General features: G+C 49.0%; 21 protein-coding genes and 1 riboswitch. Of the genes, 10 read left to right on the forward strand and 11 right to left on the reverse strand.

Translation table 11 applies throughout. The features are described 5' to 3' along the window. Positions 1-548: 548 nt before the first annotated feature. The gene (locus MGMO_RS06075) at positions 549-2,117 is read right to left on the reverse strand and encodes an OprO/OprP family phosphate-selective porin (RefSeq protein WP_023494159.1); all 1,569 of its coding nucleotides are present in this window, start codon (positions 2,115-2,117) and stop codon (positions 549-551) included. A 270-nt stretch (positions 2,118-2,387) separates the two neighbouring features. On the opposite strand from MGMO_RS06075, the gene mutM reads away from it, so the two are divergent. Then, positions 2,388-3,203 carry a bifunctional DNA-formamidopyrimidine glycosylase/DNA-(apurinic or apyrimidinic site) lyase gene (gene mutM / locus MGMO_RS06080; RefSeq protein ID WP_023494160.1) on the forward strand — a complete coding sequence of 272 codons (816 nt, stop codon included), beginning with the start codon at positions 2,388-2,390 and terminating at the stop codon, positions 3,201-3,203. Here mutM and MGMO_RS06085 read toward each other — a convergent pair. Continuing rightward, on the reverse strand, positions 3,187-4,467 hold the full coding sequence (locus tag MGMO_RS06085; RefSeq protein ID WP_023494161.1) for a cobyrinate a,c-diamide synthase: 1,281 nt from the start codon (positions 4,465-4,467) through the stop codon (positions 3,187-3,189). The two genes, mutM and MGMO_RS06085, sit on opposite strands and share 17 nt — an antisense overlap. A gap of 185 nt (positions 4,468-4,652) precedes the next feature. Further along, a riboswitch (cobalamin riboswitch) is annotated at positions 4,653-4,879 on the forward strand. Between the two features lie 109 nt (positions 4,880-4,988). On the opposite strand from MGMO_RS06085, the gene MGMO_RS06090 reads away from it, so the two are divergent. The 6 genes from MGMO_RS06090 to MGMO_RS06115 all read left to right on the forward strand — a co-directional run bounded on the left by MGMO_RS06090 (position 4,989) and on the right by MGMO_RS06115 (position 11,116). Next, positions 4,989-6,836, forward strand: coding sequence for a TonB-dependent receptor domain-containing protein (locus MGMO_RS06090; protein WP_023494162.1), 1,848 nt, complete (start codon positions 4,989-4,991; stop codon positions 6,834-6,836). 52 nt (positions 6,837-6,888) lie between these two features. Continuing rightward, positions 6,889-7,470, forward strand: a complete 582-nt coding sequence (locus MGMO_RS06095; protein ID WP_023494163.1) for a hypothetical protein — start codon at positions 6,889-6,891, stop codon at positions 7,468-7,470. Next, on the forward strand, positions 7,467-8,264 hold the full coding sequence (locus MGMO_RS06100) for a cobalamin-binding protein (protein ID WP_023494164.1): 798 nt from the start codon (positions 7,467-7,469) through the stop codon (positions 8,262-8,264). Before MGMO_RS06095 ends, MGMO_RS06100 begins: the two co-directional genes overlap by 4 nt. Continuing rightward, complete coding sequence (locus MGMO_RS06105) at positions 8,265-9,293, forward strand: aminotransferase class I/II-fold pyridoxal phosphate-dependent enzyme (RefSeq protein ID WP_023494165.1); 1,029 nt, start codon at positions 8,265-8,267, stop codon at positions 9,291-9,293. After that, a complete protein-coding gene (cbiB, locus tag MGMO_RS06110) occupies positions 9,286-10,182 on the forward strand; it encodes an adenosylcobinamide-phosphate synthase CbiB (protein ID WP_023494166.1) in 897 nt (298 codons plus the stop codon). The genes MGMO_RS06105 and cbiB overlap by 8 nt, the downstream gene beginning before the upstream one ends. 343 nt (positions 10,183-10,525) lie before the next feature. After that, positions 10,526-11,116, forward strand: a complete 591-nt coding sequence (locus tag MGMO_RS06115; RefSeq protein WP_023494167.1) for a DedA family protein — start codon at positions 10,526-10,528, stop codon at positions 11,114-11,116. Between the two features lie 22 nt (positions 11,117-11,138). Here MGMO_RS06115 and MGMO_RS06120 read toward each other — a convergent pair whose 3' ends face one another. The 4 genes from MGMO_RS06120 to MGMO_RS06135 all read right to left on the reverse strand — a co-directional run bounded on the left by MGMO_RS06120 (position 11,139) and on the right by MGMO_RS06135 (position 16,498). Next, on the reverse strand, positions 11,139-12,656 hold the full coding sequence (locus tag MGMO_RS06120) for a phytoene desaturase family protein (RefSeq protein WP_023494168.1): 1,518 nt from the start codon (positions 12,654-12,656) through the stop codon (positions 11,139-11,141). Beyond that, complete coding sequence (locus tag MGMO_RS06125) at positions 12,657-14,252, reverse strand: aldehyde dehydrogenase family protein (RefSeq protein WP_023494169.1); 1,596 nt, start codon at positions 14,250-14,252, stop codon at positions 12,657-12,659. It lies immediately after the preceding gene. Between the two features lie 2 nt (positions 14,253-14,254). Beyond that, positions 14,255-15,775 (reverse strand): phytoene desaturase family protein, encoded by a 1,521-nt coding sequence (locus MGMO_RS06130; protein WP_023494170.1) that lies wholly within the window; start codon positions 15,773-15,775, stop codon positions 14,255-14,257. Between the two features lie 150 nt (positions 15,776-15,925). Next, positions 15,926-16,498 (reverse strand): methyltransferase family protein, encoded by a 573-nt coding sequence (locus MGMO_RS06135; protein ID WP_023494171.1) that lies wholly within the window; start codon positions 16,496-16,498, stop codon positions 15,926-15,928. A 105-nt stretch (positions 16,499-16,603) separates the two neighbouring features. On the opposite strand from MGMO_RS06135, the gene MGMO_RS06140 reads away from it, so the two are divergent. Further along, positions 16,604-17,305 carry an ABC transporter ATP-binding protein gene (locus MGMO_RS06140; RefSeq protein ID WP_023494172.1) on the forward strand — a complete coding sequence of 234 codons (702 nt, stop codon included), beginning with the start codon at positions 16,604-16,606 and terminating at the stop codon, positions 17,303-17,305. After that, positions 17,214-19,736, forward strand: coding sequence for an FtsX-like permease family protein (locus MGMO_RS06145; RefSeq protein WP_235557242.1), 2,523 nt, complete (start codon positions 17,214-17,216; stop codon positions 19,734-19,736). The genes MGMO_RS06140 and MGMO_RS06145 overlap by 92 nt, the downstream gene beginning before the upstream one ends. Before the next feature lie 57 nt (positions 19,737-19,793). Here the strand turns inward: MGMO_RS06145 and mtnA are convergent, their stop codons facing one another. Then, a complete protein-coding gene (mtnA, locus tag MGMO_RS06150; RefSeq protein ID WP_023494174.1) occupies positions 19,794-20,834 on the reverse strand; it encodes an S-methyl-5-thioribose-1-phosphate isomerase in 1,041 nt (346 codons plus the stop codon). A 215-nt stretch (positions 20,835-21,049) separates the two neighbouring features. Here mtnA and MGMO_RS06155 point away from each other — a divergent pair, with 215 nt between their 5' ends. Beyond that, complete coding sequence (locus MGMO_RS06155) at positions 21,050-22,360, forward strand: TRZ/ATZ family hydrolase (RefSeq protein ID WP_036307118.1); 1,311 nt, start codon at positions 21,050-21,052, stop codon at positions 22,358-22,360. Positions 22,361-22,474: 114 nt separating this feature from the next. On the opposite strand, the gene pnp is transcribed toward MGMO_RS06155, so the two are convergent. From pnp to rbfA, 4 genes are all read right to left on the reverse strand, one after another. Then, on the reverse strand, positions 22,475-24,553 hold the full coding sequence (gene pnp / locus MGMO_RS06160; RefSeq protein ID WP_023494176.1) for a polyribonucleotide nucleotidyltransferase: 2,079 nt from the start codon (positions 24,551-24,553) through the stop codon (positions 22,475-22,477). A gap of 119 nt (positions 24,554-24,672) precedes the next feature. Beyond that, positions 24,673-24,942 carry a 30S ribosomal protein S15 gene (gene rpsO, locus MGMO_RS06165; protein ID WP_023494177.1) on the reverse strand — a complete coding sequence of 90 codons (270 nt, stop codon included), beginning with the start codon at positions 24,940-24,942 and terminating at the stop codon, positions 24,673-24,675. 144 nt (positions 24,943-25,086) lie between these two features. After that, positions 25,087-25,989, reverse strand: a complete 903-nt coding sequence (gene truB, locus MGMO_RS06170; RefSeq protein WP_023494178.1) for a tRNA pseudouridine(55) synthase TruB — start codon at positions 25,987-25,989, stop codon at positions 25,087-25,089. After that, complete coding sequence (gene rbfA / locus MGMO_RS06175; protein ID WP_023494179.1) at positions 25,986-26,372, reverse strand: 30S ribosome-binding factor RbfA; 387 nt, start codon at positions 26,370-26,372, stop codon at positions 25,986-25,988. Before rbfA ends, truB begins: the two co-directional genes overlap by 4 nt. Positions 26,373-26,375: the final 3 nt, after the last annotated feature.

Genomic DNA, 26,375 nt, shown 5'->3' on the forward strand with positions numbered 1-26,375 from the left:
CTCAATCGTTAGCACTTATCTAGGGCAACCAAAAGCCCTCATGGACTATTTTGGTTCACTTTTTCAGGTCATTTCAAACGAGTGATTGTTGCGTGGTGTCTGGAAAGGCGCGGCTGCCTTACGATTGCCGGCAACCCAGTCATTCCGCCAATGATGGCATGTTTGATGCTGCAGTTGTCTATCGGGATAAATTCCCGGCACAATCATTGTCCCTAGTCAGGAGAATATTATGATTTCAATAATAGTTTTCGCAGGGTTCATGGTCCTGTTTCTAATCGGCTGGCAACAAATCGATAGCGAGCATAACCCGCATTAAAGCCGGAAATTGAAAACCAGCAGTCAAGAATGGCAGGGCGGGGTCAGTTTGTCCTTGTCCCGCTGGACTTGTCAGAATTAGTCTATTGCCGCTTGCTTGGGTTGGGATGCCCAAAACAAGCTTTCGCAAAAATAGCGACTCCCCGATGCTAAGAGCAATAAAAAAGCCCTGTTACCTAACTAGATAACAGGGCTTTGGAAAACTAGATAGTTAATTCAGTTCTAGGGAGGGCTTAAAAATCAACTTGGGCGCGCATTTCAAACATGTCCAGGTCGGCCTTGTTAAAGCCCCGGGTCGTCGAGTTTAGGTCTAAAACATGGATGATATTGCCCATTAAGCGGAAATGTGAGTTGGGATACCAATTTAAGCCTAATTTAGCCGTCGAAGCCCGTCCGCCTTTAATATTATCGGTATTCAGGTCGATGTAATCCCAGCCTGCTGCAAGTTCCCAAGCACCCCAACCGCCACTATGGAAATCAAAGTTACGGCTAGGTTTTAGTCGATCCCATGCGCCAGTCTTGGATTTATAATTACGTGATTCGCCTGTCAGGAAATAACTGACATAGCCATAGTAACCTTCCAGGGTATCGTTGTGATAACCTTTGCCCGAGATATTCGTTTGTATATATTCAGCCTGCGCAGACCAAGGGCCGTAAACTAATGCCGATTCTGCACCGAAGCGGGTGAAATCTTCGACAATTTTGGAACCGTTTGCATTCGTCAAGTTACCTGTATTCAGTACGTTGCTACGGTCTACGTTATTGTCGAGCACGGAGACAAAAGAAAAGCCGCCGTTGTTAAACGTGCCGTTCTGGCGGAAATTGTTGTTTACATCGACATAAGAGCCTGATGCACCAATATGCAAGAATTTGGTTTTGCTTTCCATCCAAGGCATACCGCTGACGCGTGCGTTCGCTTCCCAACCGGTGTCGCCTGAACCATTGTTTCGGTTGCTGCCACCATTGGTATTGATTGATGAAGCCGATGAAGTCGAGCCAGAAGGGTTAGCCCCTACCGGTTCTGTTTGGAACGATGTCGCAATCTGATAACGCTCTTGTGAATAGTTCGCGCCCACACCAATTTTGTAGGTATTAGGATTATCGATGAACGTATTGACGATCATATTACGTTCTATAAAAGTTAAGAAACGGTTACTGGTGGCTTCTTCCAAACTGAACGGCTCTTTGAATGAACCGACCTTAATTGAGAACGCTTTGTCATAATTCCATCTCAGGTATGCATCGGTCACGCCTGCACCGGTTGTGCCATTGCCTCGGGTAAAATCGTATTCGAATTTATAGTCGAAATCCTTGAACATTGTACCTTCCACGCCTAAACGAGCCCGACGGAGACCAACACCGTCATCTAGTTTATTAGTTAAGGCAGGATTGCCGCTAAAAGCAGGGCTGACTTCATTGACGACATTGACTTGTGAATCGACTTGCATCCGCCCGTTTAGTGCAATTTTGAAATTACCATCTTTGGTTTTTAGTTCAAGCCCGTCTTCCAGGTGGATTTTGTTTTCTTCCGCTTCTTTGGAGTGTTCTTTCAGTGCGGCTATTTCGTTGGATTTTAATTCTAAATCTTGCTTAATCGCAGAGATATCTGAACTGGTAGCGGGCGATGCTGCTGATTTGTCTTGCACTTGTTCAAATTCCCCCATCAGTTGCCTATGGGGGCCGGGTTCCGCATATATTTGTTTGGTTTTGACGTCGACGTACAGGTTAATGGCAAAGGCCGAGGATGCTGCGCTAGTGCCTATAAGGGCAGCAACTGCTAAGGTAAGTTTGGAAATTTTCATGGAAAGCTCGCCGTTATTGATAAACTCGTGCAAGCTTAGGCGGGTAATGTGACAGTATTATGACAATTTCATTACATTTGTATTACAAAACAACAAACCAGGCTCTTTTGTTGTTAAAATACAACGCAATAGGTGTTTTAGCCCAAGCTAATTTTGCTTAAGGCATGGCTAAGATGACGTGGATAATCCACTAAAGAATATAATTATTCGTGTTAAAATCGCAGCCCTACAAAAAATTAATCAATTCTTTAATCGAGCGGCACAATTTACATGCCCGAATTGCCCGAAGTTGAAACCACCGTTCGAGGCATAGCGCCGCATGTTGAAGGGCAGGTGATTCGGCAAGTTGTCATCCGGCAACCTCAACTGCGCTGGCCTGTGCCGGTAAATTTGCCTGAAATCCTGCCGAACCTAACTATCAGGTCGGTCTCAAGAAGGGCCAAATACCTGTTAATCTCCACCGATGCCGGTACGATAATCTTGCATTTAGGTATGTCCGGTAGCTTGCGGATACTGCCGAAAGAAAAACCTGCCGACAAGCACGACCATATCGACTTCATCTTCAATAATGGCACGATCTTGCGTTACAACGACCCTCGCCGCTTTGGCGCGGTGTTGTGGACGACATCATCCCCAGCAGGGCATGACTTGCTTAAGGACCTGGGGCCGGAACCCCTATCGTCGGATTTTGACGGGATGCATCTTTATCGATTGTCCAGAAACCGCAAAGCACCCATAAAATCATTCGTCATGGATGGTCACGTTGTGGTGGGTGTTGGAAACATTTATGCAAATGAAGCCTTGTTTATGGCGGGCATACATCCTAAACGTCACGCCGGAAGAATCGCTTTGGCGCGTTATCAACTTTTGGCTGACTGTATCAAAACCGTATTGCATAGCGCCATCGAACAGGGCGGGACGACGCTGAGAAATTTTGTGAATGAAGCCGGAAATCCCGGTTATTTTAAGCAGCAGTTACGCGTGTATGGGCGCGCAGGACAACCTTGTCCACATTGCTTGCGCCCGCTTACGGAAATAAGGGTCACTAACCGTTCCACGGTATTTTGCGTCAACTGTCAGCATTAAACCAGGTGTAGGCCTGATTGGGTGCGGAGGCAAAATACCAATGCACATACGAGGCCCTGGCATTTTTATAGCGTACGCCCTGATCGCCTTGCGTAACGTCAAACGCAGGCCGTAACCCTTCATCCTGTTCCCGTGTGGAGTAATGGAATTCATGGCCCTTAACACCGGATGCTTCTTCCCGATGGCCTAATGCCGCCAAGCGGGTTTGCATGATTGAAATATAGGGGAAAACTCCCGCCATAGGCCAATTGTCGCCATTAACATCGACTAACGATTGACCAAGCAGCATTGCGCCGCCGCATTCGGCCAAGATGGGCGTTCCGGCATCGGCATAAGTACGCATTGAGTGCCAAGTAGTCGATTGGGATAATTGCCGTGCATACAATTCGGGATAACCGCCCGGCAACCAAATGGCATCGACCCCTTGGGGTACAGGTTCACTTGCCGCAGGGGAGAAAAAAACCAGCTTTGCCCCTTGTCCCGTTAACCAATCCAGATTGGCGGGATAAATAAAACAGCAAGCGCCATCTCTGGCGACGGCGATAATTTTGCCCTGTAACCGTGGCTGAGGTGAGGAAAAGGCGGGTGCGTCATACGCAAGCCCTGAGAAAGCATGTAGCAATGCATCCGAATCAACATGAAGGACGCTGGAATAATCAGGGATCATCGTTTCTTCCGGCATTTTTAAGCCTAAATGACGTTCAGCCAGTATCTTGTCGCCACGTTCCATCCAGGCGACCAGTGGCGGCAAGTTATACGCATCCAGTGCGTCCCTCAATAATTCGGCGTGATATGCGCCACCCACTTTGTTGGCGATAACCCCAGAAATACCGACATTTTTTTGCTCGGCCAACTGACAAAAACCCGTGACAACAGCGGCAATCGTACCGCTCATTCCGCCCGCATCCACCACTAAAATGACAGGGCAGCCTAATACATGCGCCAGATCGACACTTGAACCTTCGCCTCCTACGCCGCAATAACCGTCAAACAAGCCCATTACCCCTTCAATCAGGGCAATTTCAGCGAGTTGTGACCGTTGCGCCAGTTCTTGACGACAGGCGTCTGCGCCCATCATACGGGTATCCAGATTATACGAGGGCTTGCCCGTGACAGCCTGATGCCACAAAGGATCAATAAAATCAGGGCCGGCCTTGAATGAGGCGATGTTGTGTTGGGCTTGTCGGAAATGCTGTAGCAAAGCCAACGTCAATGTCGTTTTGCCGCAGCCCGAATGTGTACCTGCCAATAATGCGGTTTTCATAGCTTCTTGATTGAGTTGGGGAATGACGCGGATTAAACAGGTTTAAATTTTTTATCCGTGCTTATCCGCTAAGTCCGCGCCGTCCTTTTCTAATATTTCGTGCATACTCGATTGGACGAACGTAGCATTTTGACGCAAGGGCTAGAATACGGTGCATCGCTTGCTTTATCAATACAAGCGGTTATAATCCCAACCTGCTTTAAGGTTCCGTACGGTTTCACCACCTGAGGATTAAACGGGAAGTCGGTAAGGCGAATGATGCCAAAGCCGACGCTGCCCCCGCAACGGTATATTTAGTAAAGAATCATCTTGTGCCACTGTGTATTTGCATGGGAAGGTGATGATTCAGGCAAAGCCCCCAAAGGTTTCGCCACTGATAAGCCCGGAGACCTGCCTTTAAGCCTATTCGGTACAGCGGAGGGCTGTGTTGCGAAGTAATCCGACGGCTTGTCGGGTTGCGTCTTCGTCCGTCCTCCCCTGTGATTAAGTCACGATCATGCGCGGGCGGCGCAGAGGACAACATGAAAAAATTGCTATTCAGCACAGTATTGCTTACTGGGGCTAACGCATCACTTTTACACGCACAAACCAATCTAACCCAAAGCACACTCGATCTCCCCGAAATGGTGGTTACCGCAACGCGGTCAGAAACTCCCAGAAACCAGCTATCGGCTGCATCAACCGTTTACACCCGCAATGACATTGAGCGTTTACAGGTCAAGACCTTGCCGGAGCTTTTACGTGGATCGACAGGGCTGGATATGACCCAAAGCGGCGGTTTAGGCAAACAAACCAGTGTCTTTATGCGCGGCACGAATGCCGATCATGTGTTGGTGTTGGTCGATGGTATTAAGGTGGGGTCTGCTACTTTGGGTTCTACGCCTTTTGAATTTGTGCCTATCGACCAGGTCGAGCGCGTCGAAATCATACGCGGCCCACAATCCAGCTTGTACGGTTCGGAAGCTATTGGGGGTGTTATCCAGGTTTTCACCCGTAAAGGGGGCGATTCAGAAACCCCCAAGTTCAGCTTGGATGCGGGGGGCGGTTCCTATGACACCTATCGTACGGCAGGTAATGTGAATGGACGATGGAAGAATAATTGGTACAGCTTGGGCGCATCTTCAATTGGCACAGAAGGCATTAATGCCCGCCAACCGATTCCCGGCCCATTCGGTTTTAGCCAGCCGGACAGGGATGGTTACCAAAACACCGCCATGAATGCACGCGCAGGCCACCGCTTTGACAATAATGCTGAAGTGGAAGCCACTTTTATCCGCGCTGAAGGCGATACCGAATATGATTCCAATTTTGGTGGGGATCATGCGAAGTTTGTCACCCAAACTGTTGGGTTATCAGGCAAAATGGCTATAGCCGATAACTGGCATTCTACGTTTCGCTTAGGCCAAAGCCTCGATCAAAATGATACGTTTTTCCCTAATAACACGTTTGATAGCCGTTTTAATTCCACCCGCTGGAACGCCAGTTGGTTGAACGAGGTTGCTTTGACGGATGAACATAGGCTGATCCTCGGTTCGGATTACCGCTTGGATGAGGTCGAAAGTACCGTTGCCTACACGGTAAAATCACGTTATGACATAGGGGTGTTTGGTGAATACCGTGGCCAATTCTTCGACAATCATTTTGTGAATGCTTCCGTGCGTGGGGACAAAAACGAACAATTCGGTGATTATGTCACCGGTAATGTCGGTTGGCGTTCAAATTGGGATTACGGAATCAGTACGTTTGCCAATTTTGGCAATGCCTTTAAAGCACCATCATTCAATGACCTGTATTTTCCTAACTACGGCAATCCTAATTTAAAACCGGAAGAATCCACTTCGGTTGAGGTAGGGCTTGCCGGAAACCATGACTGGGTGCAATGGGAGCTAAGGGCTTACCACACCGATATCGACAACCTGATTACCCCGGTACCGGACAAGAACTTTAACTTTAGCGCCCAAAACGTCGGAAAATCTCAAATTGATGGCTTAGAAGCTGAAATTGGCACCCAATGGCAGGGCTGGAATGCCAAGTTGAACATGACTATGCTAAACCCTGAAATCAGGGAAACCAATAAGCGGTTGCCTCGTCGTGCGGCTAAAACGCTATCGTTCGACTTGTCGCGCTCATTCGGGCAGTTTGATGTAGGTGCTTATGTGTTGGCACAAGACCATCGGTTTGATAATCCCGACAATAGCATCAGGGTTGCAGGCTTCGTCACCGTCGATTTGCGTGCCGCTTACCATATCAACAAAAATTGGCTGCTAAGTGCGAAGCTGAATAACTTACTGGATAAAAACTACCAAACAGTGAATACTTATAACCAGCTGGGTATGAACTACTTCTTCTCTATCCATTACAATAACTAAACACAACTTAATTTTTAACTTTCAACTTCCCTTTTTTGTATAGGAGACACCCATGAATTTAAACCGCTACCTACAAGTCGAAATGCTGCCCATTCCCCTGATAGCCGCTATGATATTGACGCGTTTCCATCATTTCGGCGATGTCTTGCATTTGCCGGATGCTTCCTTGGCGGTATTTTTCTTTGCCGGGTTTTATCGCAACAAAATGTTGCTGGGCTTTTTGTTGGCGTTGGCGGCATTGATTGACTATTTGGCTATTTCTCATGGCACCAGCGGCTGGTGCGTTACCCCCGCCTATGTTTTTTTGATTCCCACTTATGCGGTCATGTGGCTGGCGGGACGTTATTGCGCTAACCTGGCGGTATTTAAAGCGACGGAATTATCCCTGTCATTGGGTTCTATGGGGGTGCTGGCCCTGACGGCATCGGTCGCCTTTGTTATTTCCAACGGCAGCTTTTATGTGTTCTCGGATCGTTATACGGACATGTCATGGCTGCAATATTTTGAACGCGTCGCCCACTATTATCCCTTGTATGTCGGTTCTACCCTGATTTACGGGATTGTCGGCATTGCATTGGTTAAGTTGGTTAAAGCCGTTGTTGCAACACAAGATGGACGTAAAACCATTTCGTGATCTACCCTTCGCGGATCGTCTGCCTAACCGAGGAAACCACTGAAACACTTTATCTTCTCGGCGAACAACAGCGCATTGTGGGCATTTCCGGTTTCACCGTGCGACCCGCCAAGGCGCGTAAGGAAAAACCCAAAGTTTCGGCATTTACCAGCGCCAAGATCGACAAGATTCTGGCGCTTGAACCGGATTTGGTGCTCGGTTTTTCCGATCTCCAAGCGGATATTGCCGCACAACTGATCCGTGCCGGCATTGCCGTGCATGTGTTCAATCAGCGTTCTGTCGAAGGGATTTTACGCATGATTACGCTGCTGGGTGCGATGGTAGGGGCGCCTGAAAAAGCCAATGCCCTGGCGGCGAAATATCGGCAACAAATCGAAGCCATTCAAATAGAAGCCGTTGCTTTATCGCGTCGTCCTTGTGTCTATTTTGAAGAATGGGACGAACCGATGATTTCGGGCATCCGTTGGGTATCGGAATTGATCGCCATAGCGGGCGGCAAGGATTGCTTTGCCGAACTGGCTACGGAGCAATCCGCAAAACAGCGCATTATCCCCGATCCATTGGAAGTCGTGCGACGTGCGCCGGACATTATCATCGGTTCCTGGTGCGGCAAGAAATTCCGTCCCGATCATGTTGCGATGCGACTCGGTTGGGATTCGATTCCCGCCGTGCGAAACAATCAGCTTTTTGAAATAAAATCTTGCGACATCCTGCAACCCGGCCCTGCGGCATTGGCTGATGGCCTGCAACAACTCCATAAAATCATCCGGCAGTGGGCGATACAAACGGCCTAAATGCCGGTCAATACGATGCACGGCGGTAATATTTATCAGTTTGCCCGGCGCATCGGCTGCTTGCCTGAACAGGTGCTGGATTTTTCTGCCAACATTAATCCCCAGCAAGCCGTTGATTGGGTGAGTTTGCGAACGGTCAACTTGACTCCTTATGCCGACCCTGACTACAGCCAGCTCAAACAGGCCTTCAAACAACGTTATCCGTATCCAGCCAACGCCGATTGCGAGGTGTTTAACGGCGCGAGTGCCGCCATTTTTGCCTTATTGCGTTTTTTACGGCCCCGACAGTTACTGCTTTATGCGCCTTTGTACAGTGAATATGTGCGAATGGGTCGGCAATTGGGCTGCCAGTTGTCGTTCATCAACCGTTTTGACGAGGATTTGGATGCAGTTATTCCTAGGGGCAGTACGGTCGTTTTTGTGAATCCCGCCACGCCGGACGGTCAATTGTATGACCTGCACCCGTTATTGTTACGGTGGCAACAGGCCGACTGCACCATCGTAATAGACGAGTCGTTCTTGGATTTTTGCTTGAGTGAGTCGGCAATGGAGTCGATCAGTCAGTACGATAAGCTGTACGTGATTAAATCGTTAAGCAAGTTTTATGGCTGCGCGGGTATTCGTATCGGTTTTGTCATTGCGGCGGTTTCAGCGGTCAATGCCCTAAAACAGTATGAGCCAAGCTGGAAATTGTCCAGCCTGGATATGGCTTATATGCAACAAGCCTTGGTAAACACCGATTTCATCGCGCAAACCCATCAGCAAACTGCAATCTTACGTCAGTTGCTGCATCAGGCACTGTGTGATTCCGGCCTGTTTGAACACGTTTATCCCAGTGCGGCCAATTTTCTATTGGCGCGGTTGCCCGGTAACTGCGATGGGCACGCATTGCAATCGGCACTGGAATCGGAACGAATTTTAATTCGGGTCTGCGATAATTTTATCGGCTTGGACCAGCGCCATGTGCGCTTTGCGGTTAAGGATCAACACACTATCGAGCAACTCGCTTATGCCTTAGCCCATGTTTGAATTAGCGGCGTTGGCTTATCTTATCGACAAGGCGTTCGGTGAATTTCCCTGCAAGCATCCCGTACAGTTCATGGGCGGTTTTATCAATCGCTTTGAGCGGCGTTTTTATCGCAACCACTTTTTACCCGGCGCATTGTTAGTCTTTTGCTTGCTGGCAATCACGCTGTTAATCAGCATCGCAATAACGGCCTTGTGCCGTTTATTGCCCGACACATTGTCGTTGGCCGTCTTGGCCATGGCGGCATCCACCGGATTGGCAAAGACAATGCTGCACGACAGTGTTGCTGGCGTACTTACCGCCGATGACCCTAAACGGGCGGTGGGGCTTTTAGTCAGCCGTGACACCGGAGCCATGAGTGAGGCTGACATCTACAAGGCCGCTATAGAAACCTGGGCAGAAAACCTGAGCGATGGGGTGATTGCACCATTATTTTATCTATTGCTGTTCGGCCTGCCCGGCATTGCTATCTATAAGGCCATCAACACCATGGATTCAATGATAGCCTATAAGACCGAGCGGTATTTTTATTTTGGTAAAATGGCGGCAATTTTGGATGATTTTGCCAACTACCTGCCGGCGCGATTGACGGCGGTATTGATTGTCGTTTTGGCGGAAGATAAAGTCCGTGCTTGGCAGTGTTTATGGCGTGATGGCCATAAATTGGAAAGCCCCAATGCCGGTTATCCGATTGCCGCTATGGCTGGCGCCTTAGGGGTAGCTTTGGGAGGGGATGCGGTTTATCACGGGCAATTAAAATCTAAACCGAGGTTGGGTGTGGCAGTGAGCCCTATTGACCAAACGACGTTGGTAAAGGCCTTAGCGATGGCGTTGCCTATTGATGTTGCAATACTTGGCCTGTTGTCGGCGGGCATCTTGTTGGGTCGTTAGGGAATCGCCAAGCAAGTTGATTCCGGCCATGGTTTGATGAACGTGGGACTTAATCGCCATCACAACCTCCATGTTTCAAAAATAGCCTTTCAATCGGGCAGTGCCGGAGATCATCGCTTGTTGGTCTATGCCTACAAAACATGATTTCAAATGTGTCTTATAATAAAGCGCACAAAAACGAAATAACTGTCATAATTGCGCACATTTTATTAAAGACGTAACGAAAAACGGCGCTAACTAAGCTATAAGTTTTTTCGATAACCTATTGACAAAAGAGTATAACTTAATGATTTGCCCAATAAAGATTAGTATACGTGACAATTTTTGCCCGCATTAAGAATTGATGGAAGAATTATTTGTTGGTTGGCTTAAGGAATACGGATACCCAATCCTGTTCCTGTGGAGCATTCTCGAAGGCGAATTAGGGCTGATTATGGGTGGCATCATGACCCATACCGGTGACATGAATTACGTCATGGCGATTTTTGTGGCGGGCTTGGGTGGTTTTGCCGGCGACCAAGTTTATTTCTACATAGGCCGCTACAATAAAAGCTATATCCAACGCAAATTGCACACCCAGCGCCGTAAATTTGCGATTGCCCATTTGCTGCTAAAAAAATACGGTTGGCCCATTATCTTCGCGCAGCGCTATATGTATGGCTTACGTACCGTTATCCCCATGTCGATCGGCACCACCAAATATCCGGGCAAGCAGTTTGCCATCATCAACTTGATTAGCGCCTGGGTTTGGGCAGCGATTACGATCACCCCAGCTTACATCTTCGGTGCGGAAATCCTAAGCGTATTGTCAGTCTCCAAAGACCATTGGTATTTAGTGTTACCGATTGCAGGGGGATTCCTGTTTGCCATCCACACGTATTTCCAAAAATTGGAAGCGGATTTTTTACACAAAAGGCGACATCGTAACCAGTAGTTTTTTACTGATCACGGTATAGTTAAAGCTGCTTTTTAAGGTCAGCCAATATCTTATCCCGCACCAACTGGCCTGAAAGCGTGACCATCGGCATACCGCCGCCGGGATTGACGCTGCCGCCAACAAAATAAAGGTTACTGAATTGCTTGCTGCGCTGCGGTATTTTAAAACCCAGGTTTTTGAAGCGATCGGCCACGACCCCGTAAATCGAGCCTTGATTGGAATAGTAGCGCTGCTCTATATCTAGAGGTGTCCAGTTTTCTTCACAGACTATATGTTTCCTTAAATCGGTCAACCCCATCCGTTCCAATTTAACCAAAACCCGTTCGCGCATTGCCGCATAATCGTCGGCTTGCAATGGTTGTTCGGGGTTAATGTGGGGAATATGCGGCAATATCTTGATAATTTCGCAGCCTGCGGGTGCTTGGCTGGGATCGCTTTTGACGGGTGCAACCAGATAAATGGTCGGGTCATCGGATAAGCGGTTGCTGTGAAATATCGCATTAAAGTGCTCGCGAGGGTGAGCCGAGTAAAAGAAATTATGGTGGGCAAGTTGCTCGTAGATTCGGTCTACGCCCAGGTGCAGCACCAATCCTGAACAGGAAGGTGCAAAACGACCCAATCGCCTGATTTCCTTGTCCTGATTCCGTAGCAGTTTTTTATAAGCGGGTATGGCCTCCATATTGGAGACGACAATGTCCGCAGGAATAACGGTGTTATCGATCAGGTGTACAGCGATTGCACGGTTTCCTGTGTATTGAATTTCGGCAACTTCACAATTGACGCGAATGTTGACGCCGAGTTCTTCCGCCAGTTTTTGCAGTCCTTGCGCCATCCCGTACATGCCACCTTTGATGTACCAAAGACCGTACCCAAACTGTATGTAGGGGAGCAGATTCATCAATGCCGGCGCATCGTAAGGCGACGACCCCACGTATTTAATAAAGTAATTGAGTATGTCAACTAGCTTAGGATCTTTGATGAAGCGCCTGACGCCCTGATCCATAGACCTGAAAACATCAAAATCCATCAAGCTGCGAATGGGGCCGTAATGGTGGATTAATTCCCAAAATGAATCAATGCCCTGTTCGAAATAGCCTTGTTCGGTGACCTCGCAGAGTTTTTTTGAGTAGGCCAAAAATTGCTCGAACTCGTATGCCGTGTTGGGGCCAAGCCTGTCCAGTTCTTGCTTCATACGGACAGGGTCTGCGCTTAAATCCAGGGTGCTGCCGTCTTCAAAGAAGTTGCGCCAATGCGGCTCGACGGTTTGTATGGTGACATAATCTTCCATTTTTCTGCCCGCCCGCTCGAACAGCTTTTGGAAGATGTGCGGCATGGTCAGGATGGAAGGGCCTAAATCAAAAGTAAAACCGTCTTTTTTTAATACATTCAGCTTGCCGCCCACCTTATCGTTTTTTTCCAGCAAATCGACCGTAAAACCTTCCGTAGCCAACGAGATGGCGGCTGATAATCCACCCAGGCCGGCGCCAATCACGACAATTTTTTTATCAGCCATCGGTTTATCAAGGTTGGTGTCCATTTAATAATCCCTTCTTCGGAATAGAAATATCAAAAAATTTTCCCAGTGTTGTCGCGCATTGGATTGGGCGTAACCGCGAAATGCCTGTAATGCTTGCCAGTTACGGGCGATACGTTGCCAAACAAAGCCGTCGCCAAAAATAAAATCGATAAAGCCGCGCATTTGTAAGTAGCGCAAGTCAGAATAGGGAAACCAGTTGGGTTCATCGTTCAGTTCGCTGCGGCTCGTCAACCCGGAAACAGTGTAGGTGAAGTTTCGCAACCCTTCAGCGCCGTGGTATCGGCCAAAACCGCTATTCTTGACACCGCCAAAAGGAAGGCCGGCATGGCCAATATTTTTGATGACGTCATTGACCGCCCAATTCCCTACCTGCAATTGCTTAGCTACGCGTTCGGCCCTGTGAATGTCGGTGCTCCAGATACTGGCATTCAAGCCATAATCGCTGTCATTGGCAAGCTGGATGGCCTGTCCTTCGGTACCGAATGCCATAACGGGCAAAAGGGCGCCAAAGGTTTCTTCGCGCATTACTCGCATGTCATGGGTCACGTCCCATAGCACGACGGGGTGCAAATAACGCCCTTGTTTTTGCAAGGGTGAGGAAGCTTTCGCGCCTTTGGCTATGGCATCCTGATAATGGGCCTCAACAACAGCGTATTGATCCAATGATGTCAATGCCCCCAGATCACCTTCCGTACCGTGACCTACAGTGAGTTTGGCTGTCGCCTCCTGCAACATCCGTACGAATTGCGAATAGCAACCCTGTTGGACATACAGCCGTTCTATGGACACACAAACTTGCCCGCTATTACTGAACGCGCCGTACATGGCGGCGTTACAGGCACGAGTCAGGTTGGCATCGTCAAAGACCAGCATGGCATCTTTGCCGCCCAACTCCAGTATGACAGGGATGGGATGTTGTGCGGCCCTTGCCATGATAGCGCGACCTGTTGCAACACCCCCTGTGACAAATACCAAATCCGGCCTGCAATCGATCAAGTGTTCGCCCGTTTCTGCACCGCCGATAATGTGTTGTATGAGCCCGGTCGGCAAGTCAATACGGTTAACTAGCTGCATGATTAACTCGCCGACCGGAATGCTGAGTTCGGACGTTTTGAAAATTACGCCGTTGCCGCTAAACAACGCAGTCAGCAAGGGGCTTAAGGTCAACTGAAAAGGAAAATTCCAAGGCGAAATAATGCCGACAACACCATAAGGCCGGCGTTCAAATTGTGCGCTGGCATTAGGAAAGGCCAGGGGTGACGTGCTTAACGGGCAAGGTGCGAGAATGCGTTCGGCACTCTTTTTATAATACCGCAGCAATTCCAGTACGGGATAAATTTCGCCCAGCAGCACTTCGGTTTTCACTTTGCCGGTGACGGACATGATAGTTGTGGTTATGGCATCTATGTCGGCCAAGATGGCTGTGATTAGGTCTGACAATAGCGCAACACGCATGGCAATAGGAGTGGCAGCCCAAGTGTCGGCGGCTATCCGAGCAGCCGACATTGCCCGCTTGATTTCGGCCAAAGCCGTAATCGGGTGAGTGCCCAAAACACGTTCATCCAAGGCAGAAATCGCTTGTAGCTCAGCAAGCATCGCTAAATGGGCGCGGCGTTATAAGGTTTGATATGGCCGACGCCGTGTTTTCGACAAATCAGGTTGGCGGAAATGCGGGCTGATTCATAAATAGTGGGTAAGCCGCTTCCGGGATGCGTGCCACCGCCAACCAAGTAACATCGATCCAACTCCTGAAATTGATTATGTGGCCGCCAATATAAGAGCTGGCTAAATTTATGTGAAAGACTGAACGTTGCGCCCAGAAAAACATTTTCTTCCGTTGCCCAGGTTTGGGGGGTAATCACTTTTTCGCAGACTATTTGTTCGCGTATATCGACCAAGCCCAGGCGCTTTTCCAATGCGGCCAGCACTTGCTCACGCATATCGGCGCAGGTATTTTTCCAGTCAATGCCGCTTTCATTGTTGGGCATAGGGACCAGCACATACAGGGCTGATTTACCGTCGGGTGCTACGCTGGCATCTGTGGCCGAGGCATTTTGCACATAAAACGAGAAATCCTTGGTCAATGTTTTTTTGCGGAAAATATTACCGATATTGGCATTGTAGTCGTCAGCAAAAACGATCGTATGATGAGGAATGGCGTAGTGTTTATCCAGTCCCAGGTACAGCATAAAAGTCGAGCAGGAAAATTCCAGCTTCTTGACCTTCTCATGGTTATGTTGCCGTAGCACATCCGGTTTAACCAGATGGGTCATGGCATACGCAAAATCGGCATTGACGATAACGTCGTCGGCCTCAATGACAGTCCCGTCCTGCAAGCGCACTCCTTTAACAGCCTTGTGTTCAATGACTAAGGATTCAACCGGGCTGTTGGTATGTATGGTGCCGCCTTGCTCAGTAATGACTCTAGCCATCGCCGCCGCTATTTTATTGAGTCCGCCTTTGACATGATAAATGCCGTATTCATGCTCCAGATAGGCCAGCATGGTGAACAGCGCAGGGCATTCCCATGGCGACATGCCCAAGTATTTGGATTGAAATGAAAACACCAAACGCATTTTTTCTTCCTTGAAATATTTGCCCAGGTTGGAAAACACGCTGTGGTTTAGCGCCAAATAGGGTAAGGCCATTATCAGGTCCCAAGAAAAGAATGATTTCAAGCTGGTGTAATCGCGCTTGATGCACGGATACAATTTGCGAAAACGCTGCCCTTCCTTTTTGATATATCGGTCAAATCCTGCACTTCCTTCTGGAAATGACTTTTGCAATTCGGCGCGCATCTTGTCGTGGTCAGAATACACGTCAACGGTACGGTCCGAAAACAGCAGTCGATACATGGGATCTAACTTGAAGAACTCCAGATAATCTTCACTGCGTTTACCGCAAAGCTGAAACATTTCGTCCAGAATGTATTTCATCAACAAAAATGTGGGCCCTGTATCGAACACAAAGCCGTCCATTCGGATAGGCCTGTTCCGTCCGCCTACTTCTGCATTTTTTTCAAAAAGAGTGACCTTGAAACCGCGTCGGCTTAACAGCATACCGGCACATAAACCGCCGGGTCCCGCACCGACGATTACAATATGTTTTGCTTTTGACATGTTCAGTGATTGGAATTGAAGTAAAGGTTGTGGCAATCAACCCATGAATGTGCCTTTTATGGGCACGATAGTCAAGACAAAATGCGTCTTTTGTAATCCCTAGCCATTCTGACCAATAGTCATCCGTTTGAGGGAGCGCAATCTGGGTGGCTAATAAAGCCACGGAATCAATTTCCAAGTATGCAAGCAATAATCACCATAAGGTTTACCAAAATGCTCGGACAGGCACTGTTCTTCAAAGCGTATCCGTTTTGCTAATACGTAAGCGATTGGGCAAAATAAGGCCAGTAATGCCAAGCCGTCCCCCATGGCCAAGCCTGCGGCAAAGAAGCTGATGAGTAAGCCGGTATAAGCCGGATGTCGAATAAATTGATAAGGGCCATTTTCAATCAGCAGATGTTTGTCTTTAGTGGCCACGGAGGTGCTGAAGAACTGCCCCAAGCTATAGACGGCATAGCAGCGCACGGCAAGCCCTATGATGAAAAATGGGATAGCGATCATTTGGCGACTCATCGTTTCTATGGGCAATGTCACCCAGTGCATTTGTTTTACGGATAGGGATATAAGCAACGCAAAGGCGACAACCAGCCAGATTAGCCGTTCAGAGCGGTATTCCAGTTGAGTTGTGGTTGGAAACTTAACACGGGTTTTTGCTGCGATAACCAGTTCGACCATCGCCCAACCGGTACCCAGGATGAGCCAAAATAGCTGTATTGAGGTCATCGTGTTGTGTGTCGTGGGAGAGCCATGGTGTCTTGAGAAGTGCCTACATGATAGAATTTAAAGGTTGACCGCACAACATTATTATTTTCCTGATTTATCCTGCCCATGCCGCCTATCATCAAGCTCAAAAATGTCTACAAGGCATACGTTAATGGACAACTCAGCCAGCCCGTTTTGTTCGACATTTCGTTGGATATTGGCGCAGGTGAATTTGTCGCTATCGTAGGGCCGTCCGGCAACGGAAAATCGACGTTGTTGAATTTGTTGACGGGCATTGACCGACCTAGCCAGGGCGAGGTGACTGTCTGCGGTAGTTCTTTGCATCAGCTGAACGAAGAACAATTATCCCTATGGCGGGGTGCTAATGTCGGTATTGTGTTCCAGTTTTTTCAGTTACTGCCGTCATTAAATTTATTGCAAAATATCATCCTGCCAATGGATTTCGCGGCAAAAAAATCTAGGCGACAACGTGTGGAACGGGCAAGGTATTTGCTGGATCTAGTGGGCTTGTCCGATCAAGCACAGCAATTGCCCAGCCAAGTTTCAGGCGGGCAACAACAACGCGCCGCGATTGCTCGGGCGTTGGCTAACGATCCACAATTGATTGTCGCCGATGAACCCACGGGCAACCTGGATGCGGAAACGGCTGATGCCGTCTTTGCGTTATTTTCACGGCTCAACCGGCAAGGCAAGACGTTGGTGATGGTTACCCATAATGAAGGCTTGGCAGAATCTGCATCACGCCGCATTGCCATTCATTCTGGGCGTATCCATTATGATCGGCAGGACGATCAAGAAACGCCATGACCGGACATCATCCTTGAACCGTTATTGGCATAAAGTCAAGGCAGACCTGCTTGCCCACAAATCCCGCACTTTACTTGCCGTCTCCAGTATAGCAATAGGCATATTCGTGGTGGGTACCCTATTAGGGATGATTGACTTACAACTGAGTAAGATGGATGCATCACATCGCTTATCGCAGCCTTCGCACATTAATTTAATCCTCAAAAACGATGCCGATTTTGCTGTCGCAGGCCCAATACGGGGGATTAATGGTGTCGACAATGTCGATACGCAAACCCAATTTACTGTACGTTATAAAACATCGAAAAATCCGAAATGGCAAACGGGTACGGCAATATTCCGGCCAGATTATCAGGCGCAGAAATATGATTTATTGTCCTTGCTGTCAGGCCATTGGCCGCACGGCAAAGCATTGGCCGTGGAACGCTTGTCGGCCAAATTCGCCGGTCTTAAGTTGGGTGAGGAAATTACGCTTGAAACTGTCTCAGGGTCGGAAGCATTTACGGTCGATGGGATTATTCGCCATCCCTTTGTCAAGCCACCGCCTTTCGGCGGCCAATTGCATTTTTTCGTTTCACCCGAAACAGCGGCTGCTTTTGGCATCAAACCCAACACGTTCCGACAATTATTGGTACGGATAACACCGCCTTATGATAAGGAAAAGGCACGTCTGGTTGCGGGTGAAATCCGCACAAAATTAAATACGCTAGCAATAGGGGTTAACGCTACGTTACTGCAAGACCCTAATCAACATTGGGGCAGGCCGTTTTTCTCCGGCATTAATCTTATTTTGACTATCATGGCATGGGCTTCACTGGCCTTATGTTCGGTGTTGATCCTGAACACTATCGCCGCATTGATTACCCAACAGACTGACCAGATTGGCATCATGAAAGCAATGGGTGCGCGGCGTTCGACTATTGCACGTATTTACCTGAGTGTCGTGTTGATCTTGGCATTGCTTGCGCTAACCTTGGCCGCGCCCCTGAGTATATGGGCTGCGTTTTTTAGCAGCCGCTGGTTATTGGACTTGTTTAATATTGAGATGAATGGGTTTGAATATTCATCCCGCACCCTGTGGCTGATGATTGCAGGTGGCCTGCTTGCGCCCTTTCTGGCGTCGTTGTGGCCGATAGGGCGGGGTGCATTCATGCCGGTCCGTCAGGCTATCGCCAGTTACGGACTGGGTGCTGATTTTACCAGCAACCGATTCGACAGATGGTTAGAAGCAAAAATATTCAATACGTTACCGACGCTTTATGCCGTCTCATTGGGCAACCTGTTTCGCCGTAAAGCGCGTTTGTTGTGGACGCAGAGTGTGCTGGTCATTGCCGGAGTCCTGTTTATCGTGATAATGAGCCTGCTGGAATCCGTCAACCTGACATTGGATAACGAGTTGGCGCGTAGCCGTTATGCGGTGCGTTTGGGGTTTAGTGTCGATCAGCCTATGGCTGAAGTTGAAGGCCTGGTTCGAACCATTCCGCAAACAACCGGGGTGGAGTTTTGGGACAGGATGCCTGCCGAACTGGCGCATAATGGCCATTTGCTGCGTCAATCGGGCAGCTTAGGCGCACAAATCGTTGCTTTGCCTGCGGACACGACGATGTACCGACCGCTGATCGTCGCCGGACGCTGGTTTGCAAATACGGACAATGCACAAAAAGTGTTGGTACTGAATGCGGAAACAGCCGAATTAAACGGCATTGCAGTTGGCGACGGAATTAAGGTGAGCCTTTTGGGGCAACCCAACACTGAATGGCACGTTATCGGATTGTATCGCTGGTTTGCAGGTTCCGGTTATGCCGTCGAGCCCGTTTACGTACCTTTAAGCGCCGTGCAAACGATGACCCAGAGCAGACAAAACTGTTCGTTTGCCCTGGTTTCGGCAACGATTAACTCCTTGTCTGAAGAGAAAGCTTACGCCGATGCCTTAAAAGAAACCTTTCAGGGGCAGGGCATAAAGCTGGATGTTTACACCACGATTGCCAAACTGGAGCAACGGCAGTACGCCAAGAATCAATTCCGCCCCATCACCAGCATGTTGTTGGGGCTTGCGGCATTAATCGCTGCTGTAGGTGCAATCGGGCTGTCCGGCATCCTGGCTATCGGCGTTTTACAACGTACGCGTGAGATAGGTGTGTTACGTGCGATAGGGGCAAGCACCGGGGCGGTTTTTAAGCTGTTTATGCTGGAAGGTTTTTTTCATGGCCTTATGGCTTGGCTATTGAGCGTTCCTATCGCGTATTGCGTGGCTGAACCGCTGTCCCGGAAATTGGGTGAAATCATGCTGGGTATACAGCTAGACTTTACCTTTTCATCGCTGGCGGTGTGGATCTGGTTGGGGCTTGTCAATCTATTGGTATTTCTGGCTTCCTATTGGCCTGCACGCCATGCAACCCGTATTGTTGTTCGCTCTAGCCTGAGTTATTAGTGTGGTTAAGCTAAAATGGGGCAATGCGGTACAAATTCCATCAAACCAAAATGATCGTCAGGCTTCTATCAATCCGACCACGCCATTAACACCAGGATTAAACGCAACCCCCCGCTCCGTCACAATCGCTGAAATCAATCCCGCTGGCGTGACATCAAAAACCGGATTCCATGCGCTGACATAAGTATTATCGGTATAACAATCAGGTAACAGTTCGCTTTGTTGGCGTTGTTCGATTTCTATCTGATCACCGTTTTCTATTGCACCATCGATGGTCGATGTCGGCGCAACCACCATCACCTTAACATCGTGCTGTTTTGCCAATACGGCCAGGGAATACGTGCCGATTTTGTTGGCGACATCCCCATTCAGCGCGATGCGGTCGGCACCCACCACTACCCAGTCGATGGCACCTGATTTCATCAGCCAGGCAGCGGCGGAATCGGCGATAAGCGTCACTGGAATTTCGTCTTGTGCCAATTCCCAGACCGTTAAGCGTTGGCCTTGCAGCCAGGGTCGGGTTTCTCCTGCATAGATTTTGATGGGATTCCGAGCATAGACGGTCCTAATGACACCTAATGCCGTTCCGTAACCGCCCGTTGCCAGTGCTCCGGTATTGCAATGCGTGAGGATGCCTGTGGCATTTGCCAGGACATCGGCCCCCAGTTCCCCCATCTTATAATTGGCGGCAATATCATCGGCATGGATTTTTTTCGCACAAGCAAGAATGGTGGGTAGGGGATCGTCGCTTTGTCCGTCCAAAACGGATTTCATCTGGGTTAAGGCCCAAAAGAGATTGACCGCCGTCGGCCTGGAGTTTGCGAGTGTGGTTATATCAGTCTGAACTTGCTGTTGCCAACTACTATTGGACTTGGAGTAATGTTGATTGACTGAAAGCACCACGCCATAAGCGGCGGCAATCCCTATCGCAGGCGCGCCCCGTACGCGCATGGAGGCGATGGCCTGGGCAACGCCTTGAGCATCGGTGTATTCATCATAATTAATTGTGTCAGGTAACTGCCGCTGATCCAGGACTCTCAGGCTATGTCCCGTCCATTGTAGGGCCAGGACAGCGGATTGTTGTTGTCTTGTCGTCATTTGTTTATTGAAATCGCTATAAATTCAAAAGCTTTTGCCATGAAAACGTAAGTGTCGCACAACTCGTCATCTCGGTAGGGATTGCCGAAATCCAGGAGTCATGGCCGGAGTAAGTGCGGCGTTATAAATTATGGTCTATATCACTGAGTTTTATTAAATGTAGGACTTAGGTTAAAAAGTTATAATTCGACCACCTAAATTTGGAAACTATCATGATCGTCGTCGATACCCTTATCCATGCCCGTTGGATTATACCCGTTGAACCGGAATCCGTAACCTATGAATACCATAGCTTGGCCATCGATAAAGGCCGAGTTATTGACTTAATACCCACGGATGTCGCCAAGTTGAAGTACCAAGGCATAACGACTGAAAACCTCAGCACACACGCCCTGCTGCCTGGTTTTATCAATTGCCATACCCATGCCGCGATGACGTTAATGCGCGGCATAGCCGACGACCTGCCCTTGATGGACTGGTTACAAAACCATATCTGGCCGTTGGAACAAAAATGGATGGGCGAGGCGTTTGTTCGCGACGGTACTGATTTGGCGATAGCCGAAATGTTATTGGGCGGGACGACTTGTTTCAATGACATGTATTTTTACCCGGACGTGACCGCCCAACAAGCCGTACAGCATGGCATACGTGCTTGTGTGGGCATGGTCGTGGTCGATTTTCCCACGGTTTGGGCCGAAAACAGCGCGGCTTATATTGCTAAAGGTCTTGAAATACACGACCAATTGCGCCATCAACCGCTTATTACGACATCGTTTGCGCCTCACGCGCCTTACACGGTTTCCGACGATCCCTTGCAAAAAATCAGGACATTGGCAGACGAACTGGAAATACCCATCAATATGCACGTCCATGAAACCTTGCATGAAGTCGAACAGGCGCAAGCCAATACCGGGCAACGGCCTTTACAGCGATTGCATAGCCTTGGCTTGCTCACGCCGTCCTTTATCGCCGTCCACATGACCCAATTGACGGCCGAGGAAATCAGTTTAGTTGCCGAATCGGGGGCCCATATCGTCCACTGCCCCGAATCCAACTTAAAGCTGGCGAGTGGTTTTTGCCCAATTGCCCAGTGCCTAAATGCAGGAATCAATGTCGCCTTAGGGACTGACGGTGCAGCCAGCAACAATGACCTGGATATGATGGGTGAAATGCGGTCTGCGGCATTGCTTGCCAAAGCCGTTGCCCAAGACGCGAGCAGCGTACCCGCGATGACGGCCCTGCGGATGGCGACCATCAACGGTGCGAAGGCGTTGGGCTTGGAGCAGGAAACGGGCTCTTTAACGATCGGCAAATCCGCCGATGCTATCGCCATCGACCTCGATCATCTGGAAACACAACCCTTATACTGCCCGGTTTCGCAAATTGTTTACGCCGCAAGCCGGCAGCAAGTCACCGATGTCTGGGTGGCAGGGAAACGACTGCTAAAACAGCGACAACTGACTACCGTCAATGTAACGGCCTTGAAAGAACGGGTTGCTGAATGGCGGCATCGGTTAATGGGTTGACTATAATCAATTTGCTATTGGAATCGCTGGAGAGCGGCGCTTTGGATAGGATAAAAAGACAAAAAAAGAGCCGTTAGGCTCTTTTTCATTACTATTGAAAAGCAGGTTGAAGGTTTAGCTTTTATCAACTTCTTTCATGCTCAATCTGACACGGCCTTGACGGTCTATTTCAAGGACTTTAACCCTGACAATATCGCCTTCACTGAGCTTATCGCTGACTTTGTCTACGTGATCATCCGATATTTGGGAAATATGCACGAGGCCATCTTTGCCGGGCAGTATGGTGACGAATGCACCGAAGTCCATGAGCCTTGCGACCTTGCCTTCGTAAATTTTTCCGACTTCGACTTCATCGGTGATTTCTTCGATCAACCGACGGGCCTCTTCGCCTGCGGCTTTATCGACGGAAGCGATTTTGACTACGCCATCGTCGGTGAGGTCGATGCTGGCACCGGTTTGCTCGGTAATGCCACGAATTGTCGCGCCACCTTTGCCGATGACTTCGCGGATTTTGGCGGGGTCAATCTTGAAGCTGATGATACGGGGCGCAAAGTCTGACATCTGGTCGCGGGTAGCGGACAATGCCTTATTCATTTCACCCAGGATATGCAAACGGCCTGTCTTGGCTTGGCTTAACGCGGTTTTCATGATTTCTGCGGTGATACCGTCAATTTTGATGTCCATTTGCAGGGCAGTGATACCGTCCGCTGAACCGGCGACTTTAAAATCCATGTCACCCAGATGGTCTTCATCACCCATAATGTCGGACAGCACGGCAAATTTGTCGCCCTCTTTGATAAGCCCCATGGCAATGCCCGCTACGGGGGTTTTGATGGGGACACCCGCATCCATTAAGGCAAGGCTGGTGCCGCACACGGAAGCCATCGAGCTTGAGCCGTTGGATTCTGTGATTTCGGAAACCACTCGCAGCACATAGGGGAATTCTTCCATATTCGGTAATACGGCGAGTACGCCACGTTTGGCTAATCGGCCATGCCCGATTTCACGACGTTTTGGCGATCCGACCATGCCGGTTTCGCCCACACTGTACGGAGGGAAATTGTAGTGCAACATGAAAGGTTCTTTAAATTCGCCAGCCAATGCATCAATGATCTGCGCATCGCGTTGGGTACCCAACGTAGCAACGACAATTGCCTGGGTTTCACCGCGCGTAAACAGGGCGGAACCATGTGTCCTGGGCAGTACGCCAGTACGGATGGAAATAGGGCGGATAGAATCCAGGGCACGGCCGTCTATGCGCTTGTTGTCATTGAGAATGGCGTTGCGGACGATTTTGTATTCCAGGTTTTCAATGATGGTGCGAATATCTTTTTCGGCATATTCACCCGTAGCAGTCAGTTTTTCTACGACCGCTGCCCTGATTCCTTTGAGTTTGTCTTGCCGGACCAGTTTTTCGGGGATTTGGTAAGCGGCTTTGATGTCGGCTTCGACGTGGCTGGCCACTTGCTTTTCAAGTTCGGTGTTGGCGGCTGTAGCCGACCATTCAATTTTGCCCGTACCTGCAGCTTGGGCAAATTCATTGATCGCGTTAATGGCAACCTGCATTTGTTCATGCCCGAACAAGACTGAACCTAACATGATTTCTTCGGATAAGCCTGCGGCTTCAGATTCAACCATCAGGACCGCTTGGGCGGTACCCGCAACCACGAGGTTTAATTGCGATTCCTTGAGCATGGCAGAGGAGGGGTTAAGCAGGTATTCGCCGTCTTTATAACCGACGCAGGCCGCACCTATCGGGCCGTTAAACGGCAATCCAGAAACCGCCAAGGCGGCGGATGCCCCAATTAATGCCGGCACTTCGGTGTCCACTGCTGGGTTTAAGGACATCACGGTGGCGACAATCTGGATTTCGTTGGTGTAGCCTTCGGGGAAAAGCGGGCGGATGGGACGGTCAATCAGGCGGGAAATGAGGGTTTCCTGCTCGCTGGGACGGCCTTCGCGCTTAAAAAAGCCGCCCGGTATCTTTCCCGCCGCGTAGGCTTTTTCCATGTAGTTGACGGTGAGTGGAAAAAAATCGCCGCCGCTGGGTTCTTTTTTGCCGACCACCGTCACCAACAGCGTCGTGCCTTCCACATCAATAATGATGGCACCATCGGCTTGGCGGGCTATTTCCCCTGTTTCTAGGGTGACGGTACGGTCACCGTACTGAAATTGTTTCCTGACTGGATTCACTATAAGATTCCTTATGTGCTAAAGATTGAATGGAGGGATTTCACTGCAAAGGAGTGAATCGTAAACGACCTGTTTGCGGGGCGTAACAACTAAAGCAAACAGGTCGTTCCAGGTATGGGTTATTTACGTAAACCAAGACGCTCAATCAAGGAGCGGTAACGGTTAATATCTTTGTTTTTTAGGTAATCCAGCAGCTTACGGCGTTGGTTGACCATCCGCAACAATCCGCGACGGGAATGGTTGTCTTTTTTATGTTCGGCAAAGTGCGGCGTTAATTGCAAAATATGCGCTGTCAGCAAGGCTACTTGCACTTCGGGTGAGCCCGTGTCGGTTTCAGACAGGCGGTATTGTTCGACAACGGCTTTTTTTTGTTCTGCGGTAAATGACATCTAGTAATCCCTATTAAGATTAATAAAAAATAAAGCACTCGATTGAATTTAGAAAAACAGCAAGTGCCAGTAACAAACCATTTCCACGATAGGGTGTAGCAATGGCTTGAGTTTAGTTGACAATCATTACTATCATGATTGGCATTAAATGTTCAGGTTGAACAGTTTTTTCGGCGCTAGTTTACCATCCAAACGCATTTCCCCCAAGCCTAAAAACTCAGTCGTAGCATACATGCGGACTGAACCCAGCAAGCTTTCATTCAAGTCCAGTAATTGCCCGTATTTGATGGCCGTAGCTTGTTGGTCGTTTAAATAGACAGCCGGCATGGTTTGTAGCGGCGCATCAACATTAATAAGCGTGGCCAGTAATTGTTCATCGTCCAATGCTTGTAATTGCTCCAGTGTATTGGTTTGTCCAATATGGAATCGCCCGGCTTGTGTCCTGCGTAATGCCTGGACAGTTGCGCCGCAACCCAGTTCTTGGCCAATATCCTCGGCGAGAGAGCGTATGTATGTGCCTTTTGAGCAATGTACCTCAAGCGCCAGGCTATCTTTTTGGAAAGCCAATAACGTCAATTCAAAAATCGTAATGTGCCTGGCCTTCCGTTCGACGGTAATGCCGTCCCTTGCCAATTCATAGAGTTTTTTACCGTTCTGCTTTAATGCCGAATACATGGGCGGAATTTGGTCGATTTCGCCTGTAAATTTTGCCAGGATAGCCCGTATCGTTTCAACGGAAAATTCAGGTATGGCATGGGTTTCAACAATGTTGCCTTCCAGGTCGCCCGTATCGGTCTTGATGCCTAGCAGGACAGTGACTTGATAGCGTTTGTCGTCATCCAGCATCATCCCGGAGACTTTTGTGGCTTCACCAAAACAAATGGGCAATAAGCCCGTCGCCAACGGGTCCAAGCTGCCAGTATGTCCGGCCTTATTGGCATTGAACAATCGTTTTACTTCCTGTAAAGCCCTGTTTGACGAGACTCCCAAGCGCTTATCCAGCAGCAATATACCGTGGATATTGCGTTTGGCGTAGCTGGTTTTCATAGGGTATCGTTCTCGTCTTTTTCCGGTGTTGCCGCCTTGTTCGCGTTACTGAGCAACTCTGCGACTCGCATCCCCGTGTCGAATGAATCATCGTAAAAGAACTTCAATTCGGAAATGTGCCGCAACTGCATTTTTTTTGCCAATAGATGCCGGATGAGGGGGGACATTTCGTTCAGCCGCTTAACATGGCTCTTTTTGCCCTGCTCATCAGAATTCAGCACGGTAAAATAAATCTTGGCAGATGCCAAGTCCTTGCTTAACACAACTTCATTGATGGTGATAAACCCCAACCTGGAATCATCAATATCGCGTTGCAGTATGAGCGCAAGCTCTTTCTGCATCTGCGAAGACACCCTTGCGCTACGGCCAAATTCTTTCGGCATATC

This window comes from Methyloglobulus morosus KoM1, from assembly GCF_000496735.2.
GTDB lineage: Bacteria > Pseudomonadota > Gammaproteobacteria > Methylococcales > Methylomonadaceae > Methyloglobulus > Methyloglobulus morosus.